This is a genomic window from Enterococcus sp. DIV0756, from assembly GCF_051710745.1.
In the GTDB taxonomy this organism is placed as follows: domain Bacteria; phylum Bacillota; class Bacilli; order Lactobacillales; family Enterococcaceae; genus Enterococcus_A.
Genome location: NZ_JBIOLF010000001.1, coordinates 2,666,125 through 2,692,032, shown reverse-complemented (window position 1 = coordinate 2,692,032; position 25,908 = coordinate 2,666,125). Strand labels below are relative to the sequence as shown.

Here is a 25,908-nt window from a genome sequence, read left to right as displayed (position 1 = left end):
GATGATAAATTATGGGTGTAGCAAAGAGGTACACAACACCAACACATAAATGGAGGAATGGAAAATGAAATACAGAATCGTAGAATTAGAAAGTTTCAAGTTAGCAGGGGTGAAAATGAGCTCGACTAATGACAACCAGCAAGGCATGAAAGACTGTGAAGTTTTCTGGAATCAATTCATTTCTGGTAACAAGCAAGAAATAGTAGCGCCATTAATCAATCGTGAACCCTTCGGTGTCATTGGAGCAAGTTTTTATAATGTTGATCCAGAGGACAGCAAGAAATTCGATTACTATATTGCTGCTGCAACAACTGCCGCAACTCCTGATGGTATGGAGGAAGTAGAGGTTCCGGCGAATACATGGGCCGTTTTCCCCTGTACAGGAAAAACAGCAGGTACGACGCAAATCGAGATCGTAACAAAATGGGGACCTGAATCTGAAGAGTATGACTTATTGAACAGTGGATACATGACGGGAGAAATGACTTCCGGTGGCCCTGATTTGGAAGTCTATACTCAAGGTGAGGATATGGAGATATGGGTGCCGGTGAGAAGAAAATAGAATAAGTAGAACGGAAATCCAGCATAGATAAAATGTTGGATTTTTTTGCAATCCTTGACTAGAAAAGGTTATTTCAAGCTTTATTTCCATCCATCTGGACGAATTATTCAGAAATGAGAACGATTCTCTTTTGGAAGTCTTGCGAGTAAAAATTCCCTTCGTTATACTAAGGGAGTGATTGTAAATGCTTACACAAACTTTACGAATGTTGTTTCGTAGACATTCATCTAAAATTTGAAGAGGCATACTTGGAGGTGGGTAAAATGGTTCGACGATGACTTTGAGTACCACAAAACTTAGAGGTTCTAAGCACGTCAACTAAATATTTTTCCTCCTGGGATATGTATAAATAAAAATTATCCAAAGGCAGGCCTTTTTTGGTGTGCTTTTTTCTGTTGGAGGAAAAAGGGCGAATGGCGGTACTCATGCATTTTTTACTCTATTTAAACGATTTAAAGGATTATGGGCGATCAAGATGCGGCCTATTTTTCAACAGGAAAAAGAATAGCTAAAAATGGGAAGGAATGGATAACATGGAACTAAAAACAAGTTTACCGGAGATTTTTGATGAGTTTGGTGAAGCGAGAAGACAAGGCTTTTTAGCGGTTAAGGAGATCAAGGAAAAGGGCAAACCAGTGGTGGGTGTTTATTGTACCTTCATGCCGGAGGAATTAGTCTTGGCAGGCGGAGCGATTCAGATCAGCCTATGTTCAACTTCAGATGAAACGATTCCTGATGCAGAAGAAGATTTGCCACGGAATCTGTGTCCGTTAATTAAATCCAGCTATGGTTTCGGCAAGACGGATAAATGTCCGTATTTCTATTTTTCTGACTTGGTTGTTGGTGAAACGACCTGTGATGGTAAGAAAAAAATGTACGAATACATGGAAGAATTCAAGGAAACCTATTTGATGCAACTGCCACATATGCGCGATACCGAAGAAAGTAAAAAATTGTGGTATAGCGAATTGGTGCGCTTCAAAGAAAAACTAGAAGATTTCTTAGGCGTAGAAATTTCTGATGAAAAAATCCGAGAAGCGATCGTCTTGAAGAATCGCGAGCGTAAAGCCAAACAAAACTTCTATCGTTTAGGTCAACTAAACCCGCCGGCGATTACTGGACAAGAGATTTTCAAAGTGATGTACGGTTCACAATACAAATTCGACAAAGAAGAAGTTATTCAAATGCTAGAAGAAACAACCGCGAAAGTCAAAGAAGAATACGCAGCGGGAAAACGTTTGGATGCCAAGCCAAGAATCTTAGTCACCGGATCACCAATGGGTGGCGTAACTGAAAAAGTCATTCGCGCCATCGAAGAAAACGGCGGCTTAGTAGTGGCATATGAAAATTGTACAGTGGCAAAAGCAGTGGAACGTTTGGTTGATGAAAACGAAGAGGATGTATACCAAGCATTAACGGATAAATATATCAATATCGGTTGTGCCTGCATGTCGAATAACCAGCCTCGGAAGGAACTGTTGAGCCAAATGATCGATGATTACCAAGTCGATGGCGTGATCGATATGGTCTTGCAAAACTGTATTCCGTTTTCAGTGGAATCCTTGAAAATCAAACGCTTCTTGAATGAAGAAAAACATATCCCTTACATGTATTTAGAAACGGATTATTCAACTTCAGATATCGAACAAATCAACACCCGCGTAACCGCATTTATCGAAATGTTAGAGGAAGAAACTGTATGTACACAATAGGGTTGGATTCTGGTTCTACTACAACAAAGGGCGTGCTCTTTTCTAAAGGCGAGTTGATCGATAAATACTTGATCCCGACCGCAGGAAATCCTAAAGGAGCGATGTCGGATGTTGTTAATTATTTCAAGCGGAGCTATGTTTTAAATGATCTGAAGCTTGTCACAACGGGCTATGGTCGTAAGCTTCTTCCGGCAGATTTGGTCGTTACAGAAATTACGTGTCATGGAAAAGGAGCGGATTATCTATCGCCTGGAGTTAAGCAGGTGATCGATATTGGAGGTCAGGACTGCAAGACGATCCAGCTAAACGGTAAAGGCAGTGTTATTGAATTTAGTATGAATGATCGTTGTGCTGCTGGGACAGGACGATTTGTTGAAGTCATGATGCGGACTTTAGGTGAAGACATTTCAGACCTCGATCAGTTCGTTCAGGATGCCAAACCGGTTACCATAAACAGCATGTGTACAGTTTTTGCGGAGTCAGAGGTTATTAGTTTGATTTCCAAAGGTGAGGCGCGTGAAGATATTGCACTGGGCGTTCTGCATTCGATCGCGCAGCGAATCAGCAGCCAATATTCTAAGTTGCGACCCACTCGTGGAGAGGAAGTGTTATTTACCGGCGGATTATCAAAAAGCAGAACCTTTGCGAACGTCTTGGAGCACTATGTCGCAGCACCGGTGAAATGCGATGACTTATCACAATATGCGGGAGCTATTGGAGCGGCGCAAATAGGAATAAAGAAATTAGGATAAACAAACAGGATGTGGCACACTCAGCCGCATCCTGTTTATTTTATCTCTCTTTTTTTATTATCTGTCTAAAAGCAATACTAAGGGCAGGAAGATAAAGAAGCAGCAGGGAAAGTCGCTGCCATAATCCACGGGTAGAAGCAAGCAGGCTGCCAATCACTGGTAAATAATAGGCGGCAAATAGGATTAACGCCAAGATCGAACCGATCAAGCAAGCTAGGTAAAAAAGCGAACGAACTCTTTGATGCTTCCTATTTGCCTGATAAGCCAACAGTAAAGGGACGAACATCATTGCTACCATAGAGATCCCGGAAAATGCTGCATGAAGAAAATAAGCAGGGCTGAAAAAGCTGGCAGATTCGCTGATGTGCACTAGACCGGTTAAAATGCAATCGCCAAATCCATAAAGAGCGATTACTCCAGCGAGTATCTGTGCGAAGCGTCTTGATTCCGGTCGAAAGAAAGCATATACGCCAAAACTCGACAGAACAAATAATGTTCCTGTCACAACGGAGGCGTTATTGAAATAGCTTTGTACGGGGCTGGTTGGTTCGCCTAATTGGCTGATAATCATCGTCATTTGATCAAAATCAGGATAAAATCGCCCTAAAAAATAAGGCAATGAAAAGTCTCCGACGACTGCGAGAATCAAAAAAAGTGGCGAAAGTTTTTTTAAAATAGTCATCAGTTGCTCCTCAAAAAAGTTTTCTTAATAATACTGCATTTTGATTAAAAATTCGAGAAATACGAAGCTTTGAACAGGAATCACTTTCTTTTCATAGTAGAAAAAAATTGAGTTTAAATTGACTGCTTAGTCATTGACTGACCAGTCAAAAAGAGGTATTCTCACGATAAAGAATGGATATAAATAGCGTTTGTTGGTATAGCCGCTGGAAATTGCTGTTTCCTTGTTGAAATTATAGCCTGCAAAATAGGAGTGAGAACGATGGAAAATCAAATTGTGTCATTGAATAAAGTAGAAAAAAGGTTTGGTAAATTTCAAGCATTGAAGAATGTGACCTTTGAGGTAAAAAAAGGTGAGGTACTCGGCTTCATTGGTCCTAATGGGTCTGGAAAATCAACGACAATCCGAATACTTTTAGGTATGTTGAAAAAAACGAGCGGCGAAGCGACGATTTTTGGTAAAGACGTGTGGAAGGAAGACACGCAAATCCATAAGGATATTTCCTATGTTCCAGGGGATGTCTTTCTTTGGCCAAATTTAACTGGTGGTGAAATCATCGACCTGCTCTTGCGTTTGAATGGTCAAAAGCGCACACAGAAAACGGAAGAATTAATTGAAAAATTTCAATTAGATCCTAAGAAAAAAGCCCGAACCTATTCAAAAGGAAATCGCCAAAAGATTGCCTTGGTAGCAGCACTCTCACAAGAAGCAGAATTGTACATTTTTGATGAACCAACCTCTGGTTTGGATCCGTTGAATGAAAAATCCTTTCAAGAGGAAGTCTTGAAACTAAAAAATGCTGGGAAAAGTATTTTGCTGTCTAGTCATATTTTATCGGAAGTGGAAAAAATGTGTGACCGGATTGCGATCATTCGTGAAGGTGAGATCATCGAAACGGGTGATCTGGCGTCAATGCGTCACTTAACTCGATTGCAAATTACAATAGAAACGAAGCATCCTCTTGATGGTGTGGAACAATTAATCGGTGTACACAAAGTAGATTTTTCAGATACTGCGCATCAAGAGGCGGTACTTTCAGTTGATCGTGAGCAAATGACACAAATCATGGGTTTTTTAGCTGAAAAGCAAATCATCAATTTGATTTCGACACCTCCAACTTTAGAAGATTTGTTCATGCGCTATTATGAAAAACAAGGGGCTGATTCTCATGAATAGCGGAGCAAAAACAGGCTATTTATTACGAGCAAATTTTAAACAAAATCGGATCAAACATCTGATCTGGATCGTGATTTTAGTTGGAATATTTGCCTCGGTTGCCGCAAAATTTAATGTGTTATTCGGAACTCAAGCGGATATTAATGCCATTGTTGAAACGTTGAAGACGCCAGCGATGGTCTCACTATTTGGTGAGTTTTCTGCTACGAAACCTTATACAACAGCGAATGTCTTTGCTTCTGAGATGTTGGTTTTCATGGGGATGTTCATGGTCTTTATGAATATTTCACTGGCCATTTCTAATACACGAGCAGAAGAGGACTCAGGCTTGTTGGAGATGGTTCGTTCTCGAACGGTGGGAAGATTAGCACCAACCTATGCGACAGTACTAGAAATATTGTTGATTAATGGATTGATGGGTGGACTGTATATTGCTAGTCTAATCTCAGCCAATTTGGCTGGCGCCACGCTACAGGGAGATATTTTAATGGGGGTCAGCCTTGCTAGTATTGGCATCTTATTTGGTTTTGTTGCCTTGTTAATAGCCCAGTTAGCCAACAATGCTCGTAGTGCGTATTTTGTAAGCTATGGTCTGTATGGGTTCTTTTATCTTATTCGAATGATGACGGATGTGTCGAACCCAGATTTTACTTGGTTATCACCCGTCGGTTGGATTCAAAAGACAGCGATTTATACTCGAGATGAGTGGTTGCCAGTCATTTTGACTCTAGGGCTAGGTCTGATTTGTTTGATAGTTGCGGTTAAGATTGCGGAGACACGCGATATCGGCAGCGGGATTCTATCGACACGTAATGGAAAGGCTCAAGCAGGAAAGCTATTATCTTCTCCGCTAGGTTTGGTTTTGTCTGTTGAACGTAATAGTATTATTGGGTGGCTCCTCGGCGGTTTTGTATTGGGTGCCGCCTATGGCTCGGTTTTCAGTACGATCGGTGACATTATCGGCAGCAATCCGACCTATCGAAAAATTCTCGGGGTTACCCAGATAAATGCGGCCAATCGGGAATTGATTTTAAACTATTTAAATATGTTGGGAATGTTTTTTGTAGCCATTGCTGCCATCAGTGGGATTTTGATTATTTTTCGCTTGAAGTCAGATGAGAAAAAAGGATATCTAGAAATCTTGCATTCAAAAAGTATTTCTAAGACTCGCTTAGCATTAAGCTACTTTGGGATAGGTACAGCAGTTAGTATCGCAGTTTTCACAGCGACCTTAGCTGGAGCGTTCTTTGTGGGAAATCGTACATTGGATCAGCCAGTGGCGACTAAGTATTTTTGGGATGCATTATTGGGATTTTTGCCAGCGACCTTATTTTTTGTTGGAATTGGAATATTCTTGACAGGGGTTTTGCCAAAATTGACCAATCTGTTGTGGGGCTATTTAGCAGCCAGTGTCTTAGTTAAGATGTTCGGACCGCTTTTGGATCTCTCAGAAGATATAGCGAATATTTCTCCTTTGGGGTGGGTCGGAAAAGTACCTACAGAACCTGTTGATACGACACTTGCAATTATCCTAATTGTAGCTTTTCTAGGTTTGACGATTTTTGGAATCGCAGGCTACAATAAGCGGGACTTGGAGTGATTGGATGAAAGAAATCGTAAAAGATCCGCAAAAGGAAAAAAGTATTCTAACAGCCAGTGCGAAGTTATTTGGACATTATGGCTATCGAGAAACAAAAACAGATCATATCGCTGAAGAAGCAGGTGTTTCAAAGGGATTGCTGTTCCATTATTATGAAAATAAGAGTGGTTTATACCAAGCGACCTATGTTTATGCTTCAGAATTTTTCTATCAACATGTTGATTATTCGATTTGGACCAAAGCTTCCGATCTCTTAGAAATGGTTGTAGAGGCGACTAAATATAAAATTGAGCTGCAATTGAACTATCCTATTGAATTTGATTTTTTGCTAAAGGCGTATACTGAAATGCCCCTTCTACCAGAGCCTTTAAGAAGTGCTATGACGAAACGACTCGATACGGATATAAACCGCAATATGACTTTGACGGATGAGGTAATCGGCAAACTGCCTTTACGAGAGGATATTCAGGAAAGCGATGTCCTTGAAACAATTTATGCGGTTTTAAACAGCGAAACGACCCGAATTCAGCGGGAAATGGGGCGACATCCTGAATGGAAAACGATTGAAGACTTAATGCCGGAAATTGACCGCATGAAGCGTAAATTGAAACTACTTGAATACGGTTTTGTTAAACGTTAAAACACTCTGCCATCTTGTATGATGGCAGAGTGTTTTATTTACAGAATCAAAAATCAGAAAGAATTACCATGATGAATAATCCTTCTTCAGCCAACGCACCGAAGAAAAGAATCAGACTATCAACAAATAGGACACTCATATTTGTTCCAAACATTACAGCTAAACGCTCTAATTTATCCTCGATCTTTTTCTCTTTGAAATAAACGAGAAAAAGATAAACATTCGCTAGTGCAAGTATAATAGTTGAAAGAATGATGGCGATTTTCATTGGTGTACCCCTTCACTGATTAAAAGAAATCGTTTTTCTACTACTCATTATACTACTCAGCTCCTAGAAAAAAAGGGATAATCCTAAATATAAAATACCGCTTTATCAAACTTAATTCATACATTCAGAAAAAAGAAAACGATCTCAAGTAAAGTATGCAACGAAATTAGAGATAAGTTTATCGATTATTTTAAGATAGTTTTAAACTACTAATGCTTTTTTGGGGAATAAATTAAATGGACTGACATCGACATGCTGCTCCGCTATACTAAAAGTAAGAGAGTTACAAAGGGGATGAAGTCGATGAATTTTGCTGAATCAGATTTTGCATACTATGAACGTACGATCAAGATCATGTATCAGAATTATTACTGGAAACGAATCACGATCAGTGCAGTGGCATTAGTGATCATAATGGTATACAGCGGTATATTCCAAGATAATTTGTTATTGAATGTCTTAATGATGGTATTATTGGCAGTTTTAATCGTTTATCTGTTTTTAGAAAAACAGAAATTTCCAGAGGTTTATCAAACTTTTTTAGCAGAAAATCAACCAGAAGTGCAGATTCATAAAATCCAAGAAGAAGAATACAGCTATAATGTAATGGATGATGAAGCCGTTCGAATTAATAAAAAGGGCGTACGCAATCTGCCCTCTAATAACAAACAGTACACGATGATGGTTGGTTTCTCAAAGGCCTTCTTTTCTCGTGAACCGTTGCAAATTGTTTATTACGATATGTTGGATCTTACCTATGAAGAAAAGTTTCGGTTAAAACGTAATGGCTATAGTTCAGTGCCACGCTTTTTGCGGCGTTTTACTTTGAGTAATTTGAAGGCAAGTGCCGGAAATGCAGTCAGCTTCATTTTAGGAAATATTTTTCTGCTGTTTATTCTGTTTCGTTTATTACGTTACCTATGGTCATTTTTACGAATGTTCTTCTAATTAAATAATTTATTGAAGCCGTTTAGGACAGGTTCCCTAAACGGCTTTTTAACAGCTTTCAGACTCATTCTGAATCCTGCTTTGTTATATGATTTTTAGTTGTAATTACCCATTTCGCTTAATTTTTCGCTGAAAATAGGGTATTTATTTTTGATTTTCCCCTTCCTTTTTTGTTACTCAAGGAGTACTCTTTTCTTGTAGAAATCAACTGAACAAGAAAAATGAAAACGATTAAAAAAACATTGAAGTGGGAAGGAAGAAATCAAATGACACCAAAAAATCTAACGAGTCGCCAATTATTTACCATGCAAAATCTAAGTCTGGCTAAAAAAGTAGAACAATTCTTTGAAGCAACGAATGATGCTGGACTGGTGATGCAATATGCTGTTGCTCTCTTGGTTAGAGAGGCACTGTGTATCAGTGATTTTTCAGATATTTTCAAAAATTTGGTGCGTCAGATTCTTCTAACCTCGGAGCCAAATGATAAGATGCGCCAGTTTAGTGCGTACTTTCAGGACTATTTTGACAAATTAGAATGGGAAACGATTTTGCGCCGTCTATATAAAAATGAGACAGAATACCATGAAGTGACAAAACAAACACGCCGATATAAAGCATTGTTAGATAAACAGCACCGTGAAGTAATTGAAACATCCGATTATCAGTTTGACATAGTGTCAGTTTTTAAAGACGCGAATGGGAAGAAACACAAGTGGACGTTGCGGAATACCAAAAGAGTGCACTCAGAGGAAGAGATTGCTGAGGTGCTGCAAATCTTGACGACTTTGACGATTTTCCAAACGCCAGCTGGCGTACGTCGCTTTGTTGAGTATGACAATTACGACAGTGTGAAGTCCTGTATTGACGCTTCACATAAAATGGAAAATGAACATGAACCGCTATTGATTAAGGATGAGGATGCACTGTGCCTTTCTCAAGAAAAAGTATTGTCAACTACGGAAGGCATTAAGAAGCGCAATCAGAGCGGAAATCTACCGTTGGAGACAGGCTCACTTAACGATAGGGCATCAAGAGATTCTCACATGGAAAATCACCAAACACAAAAAGATCCAATCATCGCTGAAACCAGTGTTCTCGAGAGCTTGGATGACTCCTCCGCTCCAGTGTCGAAAAAACAACTACTCTCAAAAAACGAACAGCCGAAACCTACGAATACCCCAAATAAAGTCGATTTCCGTAAACCTAAAAGCAAGGAGCAGCAAGAACGAGAGTATAAAGAAGGATTACTGAGTAGGGTGAAAAGGGGGAGTGGTAAAAGGGGCTCAGGGAATAAAAAGAAGAAAAATGGAAAACGAAAATGATCTTCAGGTAAAAAGCGCTATTCCTTTTTTGATTGTTCCTCAGTGAACTGTTTCCAGTTAAAGAAAGCAGAATGCATTATTTTCCTTTGTTTTTCTAGGTTCCATGATACACTAATGTTGAAATCGCTTTATTTTTGGGAGGAATGAATTTGATTAAAACAATTATTATTGGACCGAGGGGTAAAATGGGCCGTTTGATCACTCAAATTACAGCTGCTAGTGAAGAGTTGGAGCTGGTGGCAGGAGTGGGTCCAAAAAATCGCGACTATATTGGACAAGACTTGGGACAAGTGACATTACTTGGGCGGGACATAGGCGTGCCCGTCGTAGACGATCTGGCAAACGTGATTGAGCGGTGCGATGTGATTATTGACTTTTCTACAAAGGAAATGGGGATGGACGTCTTACGTTTAGCCCAAGAGCACAATAAAGCATTAGTATGCGGGACAACGGGATTTAGTTCAGAGGAAATGGAACAATTTCGAGAAGCGGGTAAAAAAATCCCCATGCTTTATGCCGCCAATACGTCTAAGTTGGTGAATGTCATGAATAAGCTGCTACAGTTGGCAACAGCCGCTATCGGAGAAGAGACGGATATTGAAATCATAGAAATGCATGACCGTTGGAAAAAGGATGCTCCAAGCGGTACGTCCAAAGAGATGGGGGAGCTGATTGCTCATGAGCTAGGAGCGGAGCTTTCGGATATAGCAGTCTATGGTCGTGAAGGGACAGGCGAAAGAAAGCAGGGAACGATCGGGTACCATTCCGTGCGAATGGGCGATACCCCAAGCAGTCATACGGTTTTCTTTGGCGGCTCCGGTGAACGATTAGAAATCAGTCATCATTCAACCGATTGGCGCGGATTCGCAAAAGGAGCATGTGATTGCGCAGTGTTCTTAGCTGAACAGCCGCCAGGTTATTACTCAGTTTCTGATGTGTTAAAAATTTAGATAGTTAGTTTTTTTATGGGATAATTTTCCAAATTTAGCGCAGGATCTATCGTTAGTTAATTATTGAGATAGTTATTTTACTTGCTTTCTGAGAGTTTATTGATTGACTTCTCATTTTTTAAGTGCTAAATTTAATCCAATCATTTAAGGAGGTCAGGACTCATGACAAACAACAGTGCGCAGTTTATGAATGTTCAAACAGTTGAATCAGCATGTTGTTGTATGGTGCAAAAAAGCAGCATACCACTTTGTCATGCCTATTAACTGTTCTGAACTCGTTTGAGATGAAGGAAACTTCTAATTTTTAACGATTCCAAGAGGTGCAGCTTTAATAGCTGCACCTCTTTTTGTCAGTTCCGCTTTTCGCAATGTGAAAAGATCGAAGGATTTTCATTGGATAAGAAAATTTATGATCGTGCTGTTTAGCGGAATGATATGCGTACGAAAATAACTTCATTTTTCTGTTTTTTAGAAAAATGAGCTAGTTGCCGTTGTTATCACATTTTAACGTGATTAGAAAATAGTACGTATACAAAAAAAGACAGGAGGAAGTGCCATGTGTAGCTGCTTAACAGATGAACGCTAAAAACTTACTATTAGGAGGAAATCAAATGCATTTATCAACCAAATTGATTCACGGAGGAATCAGTGAAGATCCATTAACAGGATCGGTTAGTGTACCAATCTATCAAACTTCGACCTACCGTCAAACGAAATTGGGGCAACCGGGTGAATTTGAATATTCACGTTCAGGCAATCCGACTCGTTTGGCATTAGAGGAATTGATCGCTGAGCTTGAAGGTGGCGTAAAAGGGTTTGCTTTTGGATCTGGCTTGGCTGCAATTCACGCGACTGTATCATTATTTCAACCTGGGGATCATTTGATTCTTGGTGACGATGTGTATGGCGGCACATTCCGCTTATTGGAAAAAGTCTTTAAACCGTTAGGGCTTAGTTATACGATGGTGGATAGTCGTGATTTATCCCAACTTGAAAAAGCACGAACAGCTCAGACGAAAGCTTTATATTTAGAAACACCCAGCAATCCATTATTAAAGATCGTTGACATAGAAAAAAGTGCGGCGTGGGCGAAGGAACATGATTTGCTGACGCTGGTAGATAATACCTTTGCAACGCCTTATTTACAGCAGCCTTTAAACTTGGGCGCAGATATCGTCTTGCATAGCGGAACGAAATATTTAGGCGGTCACAGTGATTTAGTTGCCGGTTTAGCAACGACGAATGACGAAGAACTTGCTGAAAGAATCGGCTTTTATCAAAATTCGATTGGCGGTGTTTTAGGACCGCAAGACAGCTGGTTATTACAAAGAGGAATCAAAACCTTAGCCGTCCGGATGGAGGCACATCAAAAGAATGCGGAAACGCTCGCAAACTATTTAGTTGCTCATCCGGCAGTTGCAAAAGTATACTATCCAGGGTTGGTAAATCACACCGGTCATGAAATCGCCGCAAAACAAATGCGTGGTTTCGGCGGGATGGTAGCCTTTGAGTTAGTTGATGAAAGCAAGGTTGCAGCATTTGTTGAAGCATTGGAAGTTATCACTCTAGCTGAAAGTTTAGGCGGAGTCGAAAGCTTGATCGAGGTTCCAGCTGTTATGACGCATGCATCGATTCCCAAAGAAAAGCGTGAAGCATCCGGTATCAAAGATGGATTGATTCGATTATCGGTGGGAATTGAAGATATCGATGATTTAAAGAATGATTTAAACCAAGCATTAGAAGGGAAAGAATAAACATGAAAAAATCAATTATTGCAGTCGCCAGTTTATTAGTCGTTGGAGTCCTGTTTTTAGCAGGTTGCCAGTCGAAGGCCGACGATGAAGCAAGTTCAAAAAATGTTTTGCGAGTGGGAACAGAAGGAACGTATTCCCCGTTTTCATTTCGTGATGATAATGACAAATTAACCGGCTACGATGTAGATGTTGCCAAAGCTGTTGCTAAGAAAATCGATTATAAGGTGAAATTTGTTGAGGCGCCTTGGGATTCAATGTTAGCGGCTTTTGATGCGAAGAAATCCGATGTAATCTTCAACCAGGTATCGATCACTCCTGAACGGAAGGAAAAATATTTATTTAGTACCCCTTATTCTATTTCTCATCCCGCATTGATCGTGAACAAGGACAATAATGAGATTAAGGACTTTGCTGATTTAAAAGGAAAGACCTCGGCTCAATCATTGACCAGCAATTACGCCCAAATGGCAGAAGACCTTGGAGCAGACATCTCAAGTGTAGATGGATTTAGTAAAGCCGTTGAATTAGTGAGCGACAAGCGTGCAGACGCTACCTTGAATGATGATGTAACCTATTATGATTACTTAAAACAAAAACCAGATGCACCGATCAAGATCGTGAAAACATCTGATGAAGCAACCGAGGTCGCTGCAATGTTCCATAAGGGCGACGAAAAGTTGGCTGAAAAAGTCGATAAAGCAATCAAGGAATTAGAAGCTGATGGAACACTGACGAAGCTATCAGAAAAGTATTTCAATAAGGACATTTCTAAATAGAAGGGAGGAGCAAGTAAAATGGAACGAATGATCGATATTATTCAAAGCTCCGCGCTGCCTTTATTTTGGGCATTGTTAAAAATGACGATTCCGTTGACTCTGATTTCGTTTGCTCTAGGAATGGTTCTAGCATTGATCACGGCCTTAGCGCGGATTTCAAAAAATCGTCTCTTAAACGGGATTTTCTTTCTGTATGTTTGGATCTTTCGCGGTACGCCGTTGTTAGTCCAATTGTTCATCGTCTTCTTCGGGCTTCCTTCAGTGGGAATTCAAATGGATGCGTGGACAGCTGCGATCTTAACTTTTTCACTAAATACTGGCGCGTATGCTTCTGAAAACATTCGTTCCGCTTTATTAGCGATCCCTCAAGGTCAATATGAATCAGCTGCATCTTTAGGAATGAGCCGTTGGCAGATTCTGTACCGCATTATTGCACCACAAGCGTTCAAGATTGCCCTGCCGCCATTGTCCAATAACTTTGTCAGTCTTGTTAAGGATACCTCACTGGCTGCCAGCATCACGATTGTTGAGATTTTTATGACTGCTCAGCGGATCGCTGCACGGACCTATGAGCCATTACTGCTTTACAGCATGGTGGCGGTCTATTATTTGGTCTTTTGTACCTTCTTGAATTATCTGCAGTCCGTGCTTGAAAAACGGATGGTCTATTAGGAGGAAGAAGCATGTTAACAATCGAAAAATTAAACAAGAGTTTTGATGGCAATCAAGTGCTGAAGGATATAGATCTAACATTTCAACCAGGTGAGACGACAGTTATTTTGGGACCATCTGGATCAGGAAAGAGCACATTGCTGCGCTCCATTGATCTATTAGAAACCCCTGACAGCGGCAACATCAATATCGGTCAAGACAATCTCTCTTTTCCGCAAAATCTATCCTTTCGTCAATTAAAGGAATATCGCGGACATTTCAGTATTGTTTTCCAAGCCTACAACCTTTTTCCCCATTTAACGGTGATTCAAAACGTGATGGAAGGTCCTACACAGGTGAAGAAAATTTCAAAAGAACAGGCTCGAGAACAAGCGGAGCAACTATTAACAAAAGTTGGACTATTGGATAAAGCCAAGGAGCATCCAAAACAATTATCGGGCGGACAAATGCAGCGGGTGGCAATCGCTCGAGCACTGGCGATGGAGCCGGAGTTTATGCTTTATGATGAACCAACGAGTGCACTAGACCCTGAGCTGGCACAAGAAGTATTGCAAGTGATTAAGGATTTAGCCGAATCAGGCAATGGCCAGATTGTTGTGACCCATCATTTAGAATTTGCCCGCAAGGTCGCAGATCGGATCGTGTTCCTTGAAGACGGACAGGTGACCTTTGACGGCAGCAGCCAATCCTTCTTTGAGAGTGAGAATCCTCGGATACAACGTTACTTGCAGCAATTTCTATAAACATAAAGCCGACATCGAATTTCGATGTCGGCTTTATATCAATAATTAACCGTTTAAATTAATAAATAGGAGGTCTAACAAATGCAAATCTTTTCAAGAGGGAAAATAAATCCAGAGATCGCTCATTTTAAAGGCGAAAACTATATGGAAATATTGGCGAATAACCAGCAGTATGACCATGGCGTGGCGAATGTAACTTTTATGCCTGGTTCACGAACGGATTGGCATGCCCACCATTTTGATCAGGTATTATTGATTTTATCAGGTCGTGGTTGGTTGCAGATTCAAGATCAACCAACGCAATTGTTACAGGCAGGTGATAGTGTCGCCATTCCTGCTGATGTCTGGCATTGGCATGGTGCGACGGACGATAGTGAGTTTGTCCATATTGCTGTAGGTGCCGATCCTAATCCCTCGGCAACGGAATGGGGCAATCCAGTAGACTTAGTCTAAGCATCATGATGAATCCTTACTTTCTAAATTCATCCATTTTCAATGCTTCATTGGAATTTAAAACGCCGCAGATTTTTGATGCAGGTGAAAGAGGCAAACTGGTGAAATATATCCGAATTTATTAGCGTGCATAAGGATACGATTTTATGCTTGCTGCTCGAAAAAATTATCTAGACAAAAAATCTCAGGAACGAGTTTCGGGCTACTGCTAATGCTATAGTACAAAAAAGGAAACTTTCACAAAAGTGGAGACTAACTACCAACTATTGGTCGCTAATCTCCACTTTGCAGAATAGGATTATTCTAATGCGTCTTTTTTTGAATTTCAAAAACGGTTCTTTATTAGCGGTCTCGTGGAATTAGTTCTGAGGCCTTTTTTTGTTGCTGATCTAGCTTAGCATTTATTAAATTGTGCTTTTGCTTTCGGTTCTTGGACTTTTACTAAAATCAATTTAGTGATTTCCATCAATAGAACGGCTGAAGTTGCTAGAGCTAACGCTAAACCAATTTCCTTCAAAGCAAAGGCTGCAGGAATAGCAAAGACTTCACGCAATCCTGGCAACAATGTCAGACTGAATAATCCGGCACAGACAAGGATCGCAAGCAACACCATTTTATTGGATAATAAACCAACTTGTACGGAAGTTTGTGTATTTGAACGAGCGGCAAAGGTTTGTAATGTCCGACTCAAGATCAAAGTCGAGAAGGCCATCGCAACACCCATTTCCGCTGATTGCAGATTTCCGATCCACTGGGCAGTGATCACAGCAATGGCAATCAAAATCCCACGATAGGTTACAGAAATCAAGGTCTTACCAGTGAAGATACCGCTGTTAGGATCCCGGGGCTGACGTTTCATAATCGTCGGTTCGGCTTTTTCCATCCCTAATGCGATTGCTGGCAGTGAGTCATTGACTAAGTTGATAAATAGTAATTGCAGGGCCGTGAAGGGATTCGCCCAGCCGATTACTAAAGCAAAGACGATCGCGATGATCGCGCCTAAGTTTCCAGCGAAAAGATACGCAACGGCTTTTTTGATATTATCAAAAACATTTCGTCCGACTTCGACCGCTTTTATGATTGAAGCAAAGTTATCATCTGTAAGAACCATTGCAGCAGCATCTTTCGCTACGTCAGTTCCAGTTCCCATCGCGATTCCGATGTCTGCTTGTTTTAAGGCAGGGGCGTCATTGACCCCATCGCCGGTCATAGCCGATATTTTGCCTTTGTCCTGCCAAGCACGGACAATTCGGATTTTATTTTCTGGTGAGACACGAGCATAAACAGTAATTTGTTCTAATTGTTCAGACAGTTCGGTTTCGCTTAATTGATCCAATTCAGCACCGGTCAATGCTAAATCACCTTGCTGGAAGATGCCAATTTCTTTAGCAATAGCAACGGCGGTCGTTTTATGGTCACCGGTGATCATCACTGTCTGGATACCCGCAGAATTCGCATCAGCAACTGCTTGGAATACTTCTTCTCGCGGCGGGTCAATCATTGCTAACAGGCCAACCAAGACAAGATTTTTTTCATCGTCTAACGTTAACGAATCAGTTGTCACTTCTTTGTAAGCGAAAGCCAGAACGCGTAATGCTCGTTCAGAAAAAGCTTCATTTTGTTTTTGGAAACGTGCTTTTAATTCCGAGGTAAAGTCAACGACTTGTCCATCGAGTAGAACCTTTGAGCTGCGTTCAAAGACAATATCAGGACCACCTTTAGTTACCATTGTTTTTTGTTGGTCAATCGTATGAAGCGTCGACATCAATTTACGATCAGAATCAAAAGGCAGCTCGGCTTCACGAGGATATTTTTTCCGTAATTCACGGTACGATTGATTTTGTCCTTCACTGTAGTCAATCAATGCGATCTCAGTCGGATCGCCTAATTTCGTCCCATCTTCACTGATCGTTGCATCATTGGCTAGAACACTGATCTCGATCAAGCGTTGTTCATCGGCTTCCCATTGCTTCGGGTCATTTGAGAATTCGCCGCTTTGACCATCGGCTAAAAAGTGATCTACGACAGTCATTTTATTTTGGGTCAGTGTACCTGTTTTGTCGGTACAAATAATACTCGTCGATCCTAATGTTTCTACAGCAGGCAGCTTACGAATGATCGCATGCTGCTTCGCCATTTTCTTTGTTCCTAATGAAAGAACGATCGTGACGATTGATTGGAGTGCCTCAGGAATCGCAGCAACGGCGACAGCAACGGCAAACATGAAGGCATTGACGATGTCTTGCGTCATATCGGCTGAACCATCTAAGAAAACACGCAGCAATTGAACACCTAAAATCACTAAAGATAGCACCAAGATCGCAATACTTAATTTCTTACTGAAACGATCCAATCCGCGTTGCAGCGGTGTTTTTTGTTCAGTCGTTGATTCTAATAAACCAGCGACTTGGCCAATCTCAGTCTCACTGCCAGTCGCAGTCACTAAGAATTTCCCACGACCATAAGTGACGATCGTTCCGCTAAAGACCATGTTGATACGATCACCAATCGGTACATCATTACTCAATGTAGTGATTTCTTTTTCAGCGGGTGTTGATTCACCGGTTAACATTCCTTCATCAACTTTCAATGAACCCGCTTCAAGCAAGCGCCCATCGGCTGGTACATAATCGCCAGCCTCCAGAATCACGATATCGCCAGTGACGATATCTTTGGCAGGAATACTTTGCTCCTGTCCGGCTCGAAGTACGCTAGCATCAGGTGCAGAAAGCTTCTTTAATGCATCAAGAGAACCCTCAGCCTTTTTCGTCTGAATAACACTTACTACAGAGTTTAATAGCAGTACTGCAAATATGACGATTGATTCGACATGAGCCCCCATGATCATTTGAACGACAGCGACGATCAGTAAGACGACCACCATCGCGTCTTTAAAGGTTTCTAAAAATAAAGTCAGTGAGGATTTCTTCTTCGCTTCTTTTAGCTGATTCGGGCCATTTTCCTGCAGTCGCTGTTGAGCTTCTGCTTGGGTCAGACCTTCTGGTGCAGTGTTCAAGTCTTTCATTAATCCATCTGTTTCTTGTTGGTACGCGTGTTTTGTCAATTTATATCCTCCAATTTTTTATTTCACTTAGCTTAGTGGTAACGTCCTGAAAAAATAGAAAGAGACCCAAGGCAAGTGTTTAAACTTGTCTTAGGTCTCACCATTTCATACGATACCAGAAAACCATTGCTGGTTAACTTACTGTTGATATCACAACAACAACGTTGCCGGTTACTCCCCTAAGGAGTTATTAATATGTTTAAATCTTAACGGAAATGATTTTTGATTGCAAGAAAAATGCTGGTTCCACTGAATAAAGTCATCAAAGAAGTTAGAAAAGCCTTGATAGTCTTGATTATTCTAAGTTATTTAATTTTTCTTAAGCGGCTAGTTCCCTGCAACGATTGTCTTGATCGTACTTTCGTCTAGTCCTTTCAAAACTTGGATCAGCATTTCTCTTGCGGCATCAAAATCAGCAATACTGAACATTGTTTGATGGGTATGAATGTAACGACCACAAACTCCGATTACGGTGCTTGGAATACCTTCGTTTGCAGTGTGGGCTGCCCCTGCATCTGTTCCCCCTTTAGAAACAAAATATTGGTAAGGGATGTTGTGCGTTTCTGCTGTATCCAACAAATATTCTCTTAATCGAGGAAGTAAAATCATCCCTGGATCTTGAATCCGTAAAAGGGTTCCCTCGCCTAAGTGCCCAAACGTCCCATTGGTGGTCACTAAATCATCCGCAGCAGAACAATCAACTGCAAAAAATAAATCTGGTTGGAATTTTGTGACAGCAGGTTTAGCCCCTCGCAACCCCACTTCTTCTTGAACATTCGCACCTGCGATAAGGGTGTAATCCAATGGCTCTTTTTGCAAGGCTTCCAGCGCTTCTAACACGACGGTGCAACCATAACGATTATCCCACGCTTTACTGATGATGTTCTTCCCATTTGCCGTTTTAACGGTTTCTGTTTGTGGAACAATCGTATCACCAGGTAAGACCCCGTATGCTAACGCTTCGTCTTTTGATTCGAAACCAGCATCAAAGAGGATGTCCTCAACTTTTACTTGACCTTGTCCATTTGTTCCGCGTAATAGATGAGGCGGAACGGAAGAAGAGATACAAGGGTAATTTCCCTTAGTGGTTTTTAGGGTAAAACGTTGTGCAGATACTACATATGGATTCCATCCGCCTAGAGGAACAACCTTGAACAATCCACGAGGAGTAATCTCAGTCAACATAAAGCCAACCTCATCCATGTGGGCGGCGACCATCACACGTGGTTTGGTTTCAGCCGCTTGACGCATCCCAAAAATACCGCCTAACCCGTCTTGTTGCACCTCATCGACGAGTGGTGTAATGGACTTGCGCATGTAGCTGCGGATATCTTCTTCAAAACCGCTGGTTCCCTGCAGTTCTGTTAATTCTTTGATTCGTTGAAATGTTTTTTCTTCCATCAATAATCCTCCTCTAAAGTTAAAAGCCGTTTTTATTATAAGCCTTTGGGACTTGAAAATAAATCAATTCAAAGTCGAGAACCTGCTGAGTGGATTTATGGTCGACGTCTCCAAAAATTTTTTCAGTCAGCTCGGTTAGTTTTGTGAAAGAGAAGTCATCTGCAAAGTACTCTTGAAAAAATTCTCGGCTAATTTCTTCGTTCTTAACATAAGAAAAGCGCTTTGTCCGATAAGGGATTCGCCACTCCTTTAAGAATGTCTTGTAGCGTGTATTTAATAACAAATCAGGACTTGCTTCTTCAAAAGGGGAGAAGAGCGAATCCTCCTCTTTAACAACTCGTAAAATCAGACACCACTTTCGACTAGCTTTGCAAAAAGCGAGTAGGTCGTTTTCTGTCTGTAATGCAGGATTCATAGCCGAAAACACAAGATCATACTGCTGTTTGGTTCGACTAAGAAACGTGTGTTGATCTTGTTTAATTAATTGTACATTGGAAGCTGCCTTCGCTGCGGCCAGCTTCAGCATTTCTTCAGAAATATCTACTAGATCATAGTTTTTTACGTATTTTTGCAATGGAAGTAAATAACGACCTGATCCCCCAGCAAGATCTAAAAAGGTACGGCAAGGGAGTATTGCTTCTTCTACTAAAAAATCCCGTAAATCTTCGGCGATTGGAAATGTTGACTCCTGTTGGATTGATTCATATTCTTCGGCAAATTCATCCCAAAATAGTTCGAGATCGTTCAAATAATTAGACATAAGATCCTTCCTTTTCAGCGTTCATTCTATTTAGTATACACGCCTTAAAAAGAAATTGACATTTGTTGAAAGAGATCTTAAAAAGCCTATCCGCTTGAGCTCACGAAATAAGCTAAGTTGATAGGCGAAATTTATTTATTTTAAGTTTCGTTGTTCACGTTTAGCAATCAATGGCAGGATCATTCCTAGTAAAATTAGGACGATTGGTGTCACGATATTAGTGAATAGCTGGAACATCCATGAACTAGGATCGGCTGCATAATCGACTTTTGGCAACATTCCTAAGATGCAAGCTAGAATCGTAAAAGCAAAACACCAAAAACCAACGAAGAAACCGAGTTTAGGATTTTTAATGAATTTATATTCGGACTTGAATTTCTTGTATTGAATATTTAACATCATATAGGCAAAAAATACCCAGATATAGCGCATTGGCATCACGATGGAATTTAAATTGGTCAACCATTGTACCAGAATACTCATGCTCTTAATTCCGAAAATCGGCAGAATAATAATGATGCTAACGAGAATTCCAGTCAGCAAATACCCATTGATTAATGTCCCGTTTTTATTTTTCTTACGTAGCCACTGAGGAACATATTCAGGATCGGCATCTGACAATAAGATTTTTAAAGGGGCATCAATGGAAAAGGCCAAAGCGGAAGATTGCACTGCTGTTTGAGCTAAACCGTAAATAATCATTAAAAGATTTCCAACACCTAAATGGTTCCCTAAAATTTGAAAGGCACTATAGGCGCCATTGGCCATTAAATCATCGGGAATATTGTTGCTGTCAAATAGCATCCCCATAGCGACAGAGCCAAGGACTGCGCTTAAGCCAATCATGGTTGCCATAAAAATCATTGCCTTCGGAAAATTCTTTGTCGGACGATCAATTGAGTTCACATAAGGAGAAATTTTTTCAGCCCCGCCAACCGCAAAAACCAGCATCGAGATGGTGGCAAAATAACTGAGGTTAAAATCTGGTATATAGGTTTTAAGGCTGCCCATATCCGGTGTCGCTGCTTTGAAAGAGGGATCAATAAATGGAACGGCTACTGCTAAAAGGATGAATAAAAGCGACATAATCAGCATTCCCGAACCTGCCACACTACCTATGACTTTTAAGGTAGTCAATCCTTTGGTTGAAAGGAGTAAAAAAATCAAGAAAATAACTAATGAAATCAAGGCGACGGTTTGCACACTCATGTCAGTAGCCACTTTCCCATTGCCTTTAAAAACCCAACCAAGAGCAATTAAAACAGATTGCGGTTTTTGTGCCAAATAAGTGATATGAACCACCCAATAGGTCCAAGCGGCATAGTAGGCAATTTTTCTTTTCCCAGTCGTTTCTTTGACCCATGAACTGACCCCGCCAGAACTTGTTTTAAAAGTAGAGCCTAGCTGGCCAACGATCAAAGCATAAGGAATGAAATACAAGAGCATAATTAATAGCCAAGAAACGACAACGGAAATTCCTTGTTGGGCATAATTATTTACAACATTTCCAAACCCCCAGACCATACTAAAAGCAATCATTGAAACAGTGAACCAGCGTATCTTCTTATCAGCCATTTATTTTCTTCCTCTCTCTCTAAGTTAAAAACATCACATGACTAAAAATAAAGCGGTTACATTTACCTGTTTAAGTATAAAGAAGAGGGAATAGAAAATTAATCACTTTACAGATTTCTAATTTACTTTTTTTAAATTATCATTTTCGTTTCATTTTGTCTTTTTAGCATTCTCATAAGAATGGTAGAATAATTTTGGAAGAGGTGAAAAGATGGAAATTAAACCAAGTGAAAGAGAGGCATTGATGCCTTTTTTAAATAAGATTTTTGATCAGCAGCATGAAAAGCAATTTGCGGATCAATTATTGGAAACAAAAGAATACACGTTGGCTTTTGGAGCATGGGTAGACGAGCAATTAGCTGGTGGGATTGTAGGGAAAGGGCACTATGATACCTTGCATATCTCATTGTTGGGGGTGGATAGTAAATTCCAAAAATTCGGTGTTGGCTCTAAGCTGATTCAGGCGATGGAGGAACAAGCGAACAGAGAGTGTGTAAAAACCATTACCTTAACAACGAAGGCTTACCAGGCATTAGGATTCTACTTAAAGAATGGCTATGAAATTTTTGGCGAATTGGAAGATGTTCCGATGGTTGGCACGACAAAATATTATTTAGTTAAAAGAATCAGCAGATGAGTGTAATCGCCACTTACCTGCTGATTAAAAGTAATAATATTGGACAACCATGATGGCTATCAAAACAATGATTCCTGGCAAATAGTTCGAGACACGAATTTTGGTCAACTTCATAACATTTAAGCCGATCGCTAAGATCATCAAGCCGCCGATTGCACTGATTTCATTCATCAAGCTATCCAAAAGTTCTTTGGGCAGATACTGAACAATCATACTGGCAAAAATTGTAATCGCTCCCTGATAAATTAACACTGGAAAGGCTGAGAATAGTACCCCGATTCCTAGTGATGCTGTCAGCATAATCGACATGAAACCATCCATTACAGCTTTAGTAAACAGCGTTTGATGGCTGCCGGTAACGCCGCTTTCGATTGCTCCGATAATCCCCATTGAGCCAATGACGTAAATGAGAGTTGCTGTGACAAAGCCCTCTGCAAAGTTGCTATTGCCTCGAGCAAAACGATTTTCAAGAAATAACCCCAAACGAGTCATGGAGTCTTCGATTTTCAGAAATTCACCAATCATTCCACCGAGACAAATACTGATGATGATCACGATAAAAGAACTCGCCTGCAGCGACATCTGAATCGCTAAAGCAACGACTCCTAATGAAATTCCTTTCGTTACCGTATCCTTTGTTTGTTCTGTGATATTTCGCAAAACAATCCCTGAAAAGCTCCCAGCCATAATCGCGAGGCAATTCACCAATGACCCTAACAACATATCATCCACCCGTTTCTATGATTTCGATTAAAAAACAATGAAGTCTTGTTTAGACATCATCTTACCACGAGTAGAATTGTTTTTGAATAGCAATCAAAAAAGACTGGAGTTGCCTCAAACAAAAGGCGGCTCCAGTCTTAAAAATTATCACGCTTTTTCACGTTCTCGTTTCGCCAAAGCAGGCATAATAAAGCCCAAGCCGATCAATACGGCAATGCCAATAATGTTGATAATTAGTTCGTGCCAAAACAGACTTGAACCATAAGGTGCATCCTGTGGTAAAACGCCGAACAAAGTTGCGATGATCGTAACAACTAAGCACCAACCGCCAACAAATACAGCCATCCGGTCATTTTTGATAAAGACATAATCGGATTGAAATTTTTGACTGTCTAAGCGAATTCGGATAAAGGCGTAGAAGATCCAACATGTTACACCTGGCGAAATAATGCCATTAAGGTTTAATAGCCAGTTAAAGATATCATTCATCTCGGGTAGAAAGACACCCAATAACAGGATAAAGGCACTTAATGCAGTGGTTAAAATATACCCATTGATAGGCAGACCCTCATCGTTCAGCTTCGTTAATTTCTTCGGCATGAACTGCTTACCGGTATCAGAGATTAACATACGTGTCATAGCATCTAGTAAGACAGCTAACAAGGCGCACATGTAAATAATCTGGGTGACGGCAAAAACATACATCAGAGTATTGCCTAGGTGGAAGAATTCCCCTAACCGCTGGAAGGCGTAATACGAACCATTCATCTTCAAATTATTTGGTAGATGATGGGCGTTAAAGAAGACTCCTAGTGAGAAGGAACCAAAGACGGTTAAGAAAATCGTCATAACGGTCAGCATGATCATGGCTTTAGGAAATTCCCGCTGCGGCTTACGCATCCGTGTGACAAATGGGGCAACCAACTCGGCCCCGTTGATGGCATAGATAAGTAACCCAATCGTCGTCAAATAATGAAGATCGAATTTGGGGATGATGGCACCTAAGTTCATCGGCTGTGTTTCGATATGTCCATTTGGCATGAATAATGAAGCAAAGGTCATAAAGACGAATAAAATTGCCATGATGAACATAGCACCGCCGCCCAAGGTACTCAATACTTCTAGTGACTTTTTAAAGTGGCGTTGCAAGAAAATAAAAGCTAGAAAAACACAGAAGGTCAATAAGGCAAACATCGAATTGGACATTTTATCTTCCATAGAATCATTTCCGTTGATCAGCCAGCCAAACCCAACAACAACTGCATTGGCTGTATCGACTACATAAGGAATAGATGCTGCCCAATAGGTCCAGGCCGTAAAATAGCCTAGCCGATCGCCGCTGGTTCCGCGGACCCATGAGGTTAGGCCGCCGCCTTCATGGTTAAAAACAGAACCCAATTGTCCAACCATCAAAGAATAAGGGATCACGTATAATAGCAGTAAGATTATCCAAGAAGTGATAACACCCAATCCTTGATTCGCAAAATTGTAAATAATATCATCAAAGCCTATGACAGTAACAAATGACATCATGGCAAGTACCGGCCATGAGATGAAACGTTTCTTTTCCTCAATCATATAAGCTGCTCCTAGTTCTATTACAGATTCTTTTTTTTTAATAAGTAAGGTCAATTAGTAGAAGTCAGTGATGGAGGCTTATTTCGATAGGTCACGAAGATCCCCTTTCTGTTCACAAAATACGATCTATCATCCCATAAAAAAAGGATTTTGCCAATAAAAAAACTTTTTCACAGTCAGTTTAGCATAGAATTTCTGCTGGGACAGAATAAACCTTAGTTGAAGGCTCTTTCTGTTCATTCCCAATCTTTTTGGCTATACTAGATGTAGAGAAAAAGGAGGATGTTCATATGAATGAATTTTTAGCCGAAGAAGAAATGGAGAAATCAGAAGAAAAAAATCCAATGATGTTAAAATTATTGAAGCAACGGACAATTTTGATTTACGGGGAGATTAATCAAGAACTGGCGAAGTCAGTGACAGAGCAATTACTTTATCTCTCTGCCATCAGTGATGATCCCATTACGATGTTTATCAACAGTCAAGGCGGGCACGTAGAATCTGGTGATACGATCCATGACGTCATCCGTTTCATTAAACCAAAAGTAAAAATGATTGGAACGGGTTGGGTTGCGAGCGCAGGTATTACAATCTATTTAGCCGCAGACAAAAAAGACCGCTATAGCTTGCCAAATACACGCTATATGATCCATCAACCAGCAGGTGGTGTTCAGGGACAATCAACTGAAATTCAAATTGAAGCAAAAGAAATTTTGCGTATGCGTAAACGCGTAAACAAATTGATTGCGAAAGCCACTGGACAAACATTGGAACAAATCGAAAAGGATACAGATCGTAATTTCTGGCTATCAGCCGAAGAAGCAAAAGATTACGGAATTGTTGGAAAAATTGTCGAATCTGACTCCGCAGTTAAATAGAAGAATCTCCTTCATATACTTACAATTTAGAAAAAGAACAGGTACCTGCTAGTATTCAGTTAGCAGGTACCTGTTCTTTTTCGACTGTTAAGCAGGCCATATTTTTAAAGGAATCGGTGGTTTATGCTATTCACTTCATTTTGTCAGGATCATTTTATGACTTTTGAGGAAAAATGGATAGACAATAAAAAGTGAATCTGCTAATGTTAGAAGAAAAATAAAATTTGATGTGAAAAATCTAAGGTTAATCGTTTCCCGATCTACTTCTACTTTAGCAGGTCA

At 40.4% G+C, this 25,908-nt stretch carries 24 protein-coding genes; 16 read left to right on the top strand and 8 right to left on the bottom strand.

The window, feature by feature from the left end; translation table 11 throughout:
- The first annotated feature begins 64 nt into the window (after positions 1-64).
- The 3 genes from IGI44_RS13090 to IGI44_RS13080 all read left to right on the top strand — a co-directional run bounded on the left by IGI44_RS13090 (position 65) and on the right by IGI44_RS13080 (position 3,026).
- Positions 65-562 carry a GyrI-like domain-containing protein gene (locus IGI44_RS13090; RefSeq protein WP_438788159.1) on the top strand — a complete coding sequence of 166 codons (498 nt, stop codon included), beginning with the start codon at positions 65-67 and terminating at the stop codon, positions 560-562.
- Between the two features lie 533 nt (positions 563-1,095).
- Positions 1,096-2,274, top strand: a complete 1,179-nt coding sequence (locus IGI44_RS13085) for a double-cubane-cluster-containing anaerobic reductase (protein ID WP_438788157.1) — start codon at positions 1,096-1,098, stop codon at positions 2,272-2,274.
- Positions 2,262-3,026 carry an acyl-CoA dehydratase activase gene (locus IGI44_RS13080; RefSeq protein WP_438788156.1) on the top strand — a complete coding sequence of 255 codons (765 nt, stop codon included), beginning with the start codon at positions 2,262-2,264 and terminating at the stop codon, positions 3,024-3,026. Before IGI44_RS13085 ends, IGI44_RS13080 begins: the two co-directional genes overlap by 13 nt.
- A gap of 40 nt (positions 3,027-3,066) precedes the next feature.
- Here IGI44_RS13080 and IGI44_RS13075 read toward each other — a convergent pair whose 3' ends face one another.
- The gene (locus IGI44_RS13075; protein ID WP_438788155.1) at positions 3,067-3,708 is read right to left on the bottom strand and encodes a DUF998 domain-containing protein; all 642 of its coding nucleotides are present in this window, start codon (positions 3,706-3,708) and stop codon (positions 3,067-3,069) included.
- A 261-nt stretch (positions 3,709-3,969) separates the two neighbouring features.
- Here IGI44_RS13075 and IGI44_RS13070 point away from each other — a divergent pair, with 261 nt between their 5' ends.
- From IGI44_RS13070 to IGI44_RS13060, 3 genes are read left to right on the top strand one after another with little or no spacing between them, the layout of a single operon-like run.
- Entirely contained in the window at positions 3,970-4,884 is a 915-nt protein-coding gene (locus IGI44_RS13070) for an ABC transporter ATP-binding protein (RefSeq protein WP_438788154.1), read from the top strand.
- On the top strand, positions 4,877-6,484 hold the full coding sequence (locus tag IGI44_RS13065; protein WP_438788153.1) for an ABC transporter permease: 1,608 nt from the start codon (positions 4,877-4,879) through the stop codon (positions 6,482-6,484). Before IGI44_RS13070 ends, IGI44_RS13065 begins: the two co-directional genes overlap by 8 nt.
- Positions 6,485-6,488: 4 nt before the next feature.
- Complete coding sequence (locus IGI44_RS13060) at positions 6,489-7,124, top strand: TetR/AcrR family transcriptional regulator (protein ID WP_438788152.1); 636 nt, start codon at positions 6,489-6,491, stop codon at positions 7,122-7,124.
- A 46-nt stretch (positions 7,125-7,170) separates the two neighbouring features.
- Here IGI44_RS13060 and IGI44_RS13055 read toward each other — a convergent pair whose 3' ends face one another.
- The gene (locus IGI44_RS13055) at positions 7,171-7,392 is read right to left on the bottom strand and encodes a hypothetical protein (protein ID WP_438788151.1); all 222 of its coding nucleotides are present in this window, start codon (positions 7,390-7,392) and stop codon (positions 7,171-7,173) included.
- A gap of 303 nt (positions 7,393-7,695) precedes the next feature.
- Here IGI44_RS13055 and IGI44_RS13050 point away from each other — a divergent pair, with 303 nt between their 5' ends.
- From IGI44_RS13050 to IGI44_RS13015, 8 genes are all read left to right on the top strand, one after another.
- Positions 7,696-8,340 (top strand): hypothetical protein, encoded by a 645-nt coding sequence (locus tag IGI44_RS13050; protein WP_438788150.1) that lies wholly within the window; start codon positions 7,696-7,698, stop codon positions 8,338-8,340.
- 266 nt (positions 8,341-8,606) lie between these two features.
- The gene (locus IGI44_RS13045) at positions 8,607-9,662 is read left to right on the top strand and encodes a hypothetical protein (RefSeq protein ID WP_438788148.1); all 1,056 of its coding nucleotides are present in this window, start codon (positions 8,607-8,609) and stop codon (positions 9,660-9,662) included.
- Positions 9,663-9,811: 149 nt separating this feature from the next.
- Positions 9,812-10,612, top strand: coding sequence for a 4-hydroxy-tetrahydrodipicolinate reductase (dapB, locus tag IGI44_RS13040; RefSeq protein WP_438788146.1), 801 nt, complete (start codon positions 9,812-9,814; stop codon positions 10,610-10,612).
- A 611-nt stretch (positions 10,613-11,223) separates the two neighbouring features.
- A complete protein-coding gene (locus IGI44_RS13035; protein WP_438788145.1) occupies positions 11,224-12,366 on the top strand; it encodes a cystathionine gamma-synthase in 1,143 nt (380 codons plus the stop codon).
- 2 nt (positions 12,367-12,368) lie between these two features.
- Positions 12,369-13,142: an amino acid ABC transporter substrate-binding protein gene (locus IGI44_RS13030; protein ID WP_438788144.1), complete on the top strand. Its 774-nt coding sequence runs from the start codon at positions 12,369-12,371 to the stop codon at positions 13,140-13,142.
- A gap of 18 nt (positions 13,143-13,160) precedes the next feature.
- Complete coding sequence (locus IGI44_RS13025) at positions 13,161-13,814, top strand: amino acid ABC transporter permease (RefSeq protein ID WP_438788143.1); 654 nt, start codon at positions 13,161-13,163, stop codon at positions 13,812-13,814.
- A gap of 11 nt (positions 13,815-13,825) precedes the next feature.
- Complete coding sequence (locus IGI44_RS13020) at positions 13,826-14,557, top strand: amino acid ABC transporter ATP-binding protein (RefSeq protein WP_438788142.1); 732 nt, start codon at positions 13,826-13,828, stop codon at positions 14,555-14,557.
- 81 nt (positions 14,558-14,638) lie between these two features.
- Positions 14,639-15,010: a cupin domain-containing protein gene (locus tag IGI44_RS13015; protein ID WP_438788141.1), complete on the top strand. Its 372-nt coding sequence runs from the start codon at positions 14,639-14,641 to the stop codon at positions 15,008-15,010.
- Positions 15,011-15,404: 394 nt separating this feature from the next.
- On the opposite strand, the gene IGI44_RS13010 is transcribed toward IGI44_RS13015, so the two are convergent.
- The 4 genes from IGI44_RS13010 to IGI44_RS12995 all read right to left on the bottom strand — a co-directional run bounded on the left by IGI44_RS13010 (position 15,405) and on the right by IGI44_RS12995 (position 21,810).
- A complete protein-coding gene (locus tag IGI44_RS13010) occupies positions 15,405-18,074 on the bottom strand; it encodes a cation-translocating P-type ATPase (protein ID WP_438788139.1) in 2,670 nt (889 codons plus the stop codon).
- A 327-nt stretch (positions 18,075-18,401) separates the two neighbouring features.
- The gene (gene pepA, locus IGI44_RS13005; protein WP_438788137.1) at positions 18,402-19,475 is read right to left on the bottom strand and encodes a glutamyl aminopeptidase; all 1,074 of its coding nucleotides are present in this window, start codon (positions 19,473-19,475) and stop codon (positions 18,402-18,404) included.
- A gap of 19 nt (positions 19,476-19,494) precedes the next feature.
- Positions 19,495-20,235, bottom strand: coding sequence for a class I SAM-dependent methyltransferase (locus IGI44_RS13000; RefSeq protein ID WP_438788136.1), 741 nt, complete (start codon positions 20,233-20,235; stop codon positions 19,495-19,497).
- 135 nt (positions 20,236-20,370) lie between these two features.
- On the bottom strand, positions 20,371-21,810 hold the full coding sequence (locus IGI44_RS12995; protein WP_438788135.1) for an amino acid permease: 1,440 nt from the start codon (positions 21,808-21,810) through the stop codon (positions 20,371-20,373).
- Between the two features lie 211 nt (positions 21,811-22,021).
- Here IGI44_RS12995 and IGI44_RS12990 point away from each other — a divergent pair, with 211 nt between their 5' ends.
- Positions 22,022-22,447 (top strand): GNAT family N-acetyltransferase, encoded by a 426-nt coding sequence (locus tag IGI44_RS12990; RefSeq protein ID WP_438788134.1) that lies wholly within the window; start codon positions 22,022-22,024, stop codon positions 22,445-22,447.
- Positions 22,448-22,471: 24 nt separating this feature from the next.
- On the opposite strand, the gene IGI44_RS12985 is transcribed toward IGI44_RS12990, so the two are convergent.
- Both IGI44_RS12985 and IGI44_RS12980 read right to left on the bottom strand, forming a co-directional pair.
- Positions 22,472-23,170 carry a DUF554 domain-containing protein gene (locus IGI44_RS12985; RefSeq protein ID WP_438788133.1) on the bottom strand — a complete coding sequence of 233 codons (699 nt, stop codon included), beginning with the start codon at positions 23,168-23,170 and terminating at the stop codon, positions 22,472-22,474.
- A gap of 147 nt (positions 23,171-23,317) precedes the next feature.
- A complete protein-coding gene (locus IGI44_RS12980; RefSeq protein WP_438788132.1) occupies positions 23,318-24,748 on the bottom strand; it encodes an APC family permease in 1,431 nt (476 codons plus the stop codon).
- Positions 24,749-25,038: 290 nt separating this feature from the next.
- On the opposite strand from IGI44_RS12980, the gene IGI44_RS12975 reads away from it, so the two are divergent.
- Entirely contained in the window at positions 25,039-25,626 is a 588-nt protein-coding gene (locus tag IGI44_RS12975; protein ID WP_438788130.1) for an ATP-dependent Clp protease proteolytic subunit, read from the top strand.
- The last annotated feature ends 282 nt before the right edge of the window (positions 25,627-25,908 follow it).